Source organism: Oleiphilus sp. HI0061, from assembly GCF_001635675.1.
Genome location: NZ_LWFE01001419.1, coordinates 1 through 1,955, shown reverse-complemented (window position 1 = coordinate 1,955; position 1,955 = coordinate 1). Strand labels below are relative to the sequence as shown.

Annotated in this window: 2 protein-coding genes; one reads left to right on the top strand and one right to left on the bottom strand. The window is 45.4% G+C overall.

The window, feature by feature from the left end; all coding sequences use genetic code 11:
• Positions 1–1,064, top strand: a 1,064-nt coding sequence (locus A3735_RS22470) for a methyl-accepting chemotaxis protein (protein ID WP_068638691.1), incomplete at its 5' end; no start/stop codon positions are given.
• Positions 1,065–1,074: 10 nt separating this feature from the next.
• Here the strand turns inward: A3735_RS22470 and nadE are convergent.
• Positions 1,075–1,884: an ammonia-dependent NAD(+) synthetase gene (nadE, locus tag A3735_RS22465; RefSeq protein ID WP_369820549.1), complete on the bottom strand. Its 810-nt coding sequence runs from the start codon at positions 1,882–1,884 to the stop codon at positions 1,075–1,077.
• Positions 1,885–1,955 lie beyond the last annotated feature (71 nt).

Here is a 1,955-nt window from a genome sequence, read left to right as displayed (position 1 = left end):
TCTCTGCATTAAAAGCGAACCTCGAAGAGAAGTTTTCTTACTCGACGCAATTAAATACCCAAAACATGTCTGGCGCGCCCAAAGAGTTATTTGAAATTTTGAATCAGCGCCTGAGCAATGCTGAGCAGGCTATACAGGGGATTCACCTTAGAGCCTCCCGCTTGCTCCCTATGAGCGCAGAATTAACCGAAACCTACAGTGCCATGAGCCAGAATACGATGATGCAATCTCATCACGGCGGCGTGTTGAGTGGAGCAATAAATAATATGGTCATGGCGACCGAAAACATCGAACATGACATTGGAGATATCAATAATCATATTCTCGAAATGAATAGCGAGCTCAATAGCTTTGGCGAGCACCTACATGCAACAACTTCCTCAATTGATACCATTGAAAAGCGCATATCTGAGTCGAATGAAGTATTAGATAAATTGCGTAACGATAGCGACCAGATCAACCAGATTATCACCGAGATCACCAGCATCGCAGAGCAAACTAACCTACTGGCACTCAACGCAGCAATCGAAGCAGCCCGTGCAGGCGAACAAGGTCGGGGTTTTGCCGTCGTTGCCGACGAAGTACGTTCACTGGCCGAGAGGACTCAAAGTTCAGCCGAACAGGTAAAAAGTATCGTCGATAGCATCCACACGAGCACACATGATGCCTCCAGTGTTATGCAGTCCAGCCAGAAAGACATTCAAATAACCGTTCGAAGTGCCCAATCCTCGAAAGAAGGCTTAAGTAAGACGGAGCGGGCTATCAAAGACATTATTTTATTGGCACAAAAGATCAAAGACGCCATGGCCTTACAGTGTGAAACAGAAGAAAAGTCAAAACGCTCTGCTGATGCGATCAGCAAATTGAATAGCGAAGCTTTGCAGCATAACTCCCTTCAGGCGATTACCAGCGAAGACCTTAAGAAGTTATCCGACAGCATCAGTGCTAATTTATCTTCAATTCATATCGACGAGGTTCTCAGCTCTACAGACCGTAGAACCAAAATCCGTCAAGAGAGAAAAGAAGTTAGCCAGTCAGATACAGATGAATCTGTTCTATTCTAAGGCCTAAGGCTTAGTCGTAGATACTAGGAATAGGCTGGCGCTTGTGTTGGGTGCTTTGATAAATCTTCATCAAGCGCTCTTCAGCCCATTCTTCGATTTCTTTTCCTTCCAAAAAATCATCGATTTGATCATAGCTGATACCCAATGCGTCTTCATCTTTCTTGCCCGGTTCGTTGGACTCAAGATCTGCAGTTGGGGCCTTGGATATAATAGCCTCTGGCGCGCCAAGAAAGCTTGCGCAAGCACGCACCTGACGCTTATTCAAACCAAACAAAGGGATCAAATCCACTGCACCATCACCGTATTTGGTGAAAAAGCCGGTTATATTTTCTGCAGAGTGATCCGTTCCCAATACCAAGCCACCCAAAATACCGGCGATATGATATTGGGCAACCATCCGCTCTCTCGCTTTGACGTTACCTTTTGAAAAGTCCAAACGTTGATCGGAAGCATGTAACTGGTCTACCGAGTCCAGTGCTGCAGTCACCTCTTGATGGATTGCATCGGAAGCTGACTTTACGTTTACCGCAACTGCGTGACTTGGTTGAATAAAGTCAATTGATAGCTGCGCATCATGCTCATCAGCCTGCTCGCCATAAGGTAGCCGTACTGCAACGAACTGGAAGCTATGAGGGTGAGCATTTTCCTGGTTAAGCTGATCAACGGCCATTTGCGCCAACTTTCCACAGGTGCAAGAGTCGATGCCACCACTAATGCCAAGCACCAAAGTTTTCAAACCTGAATCTTTCAATTTCCGCTTGATAAATGCAACACGCGTATTGATTTCCTGCTCAACATCTATCTCAGGCTTAACTTTCATTTCTTGCAATATTTGCTGACGTAGACTCATTCTCTTAACCAACCTTTCTATAAAAACAGTGCCCTTGTAAG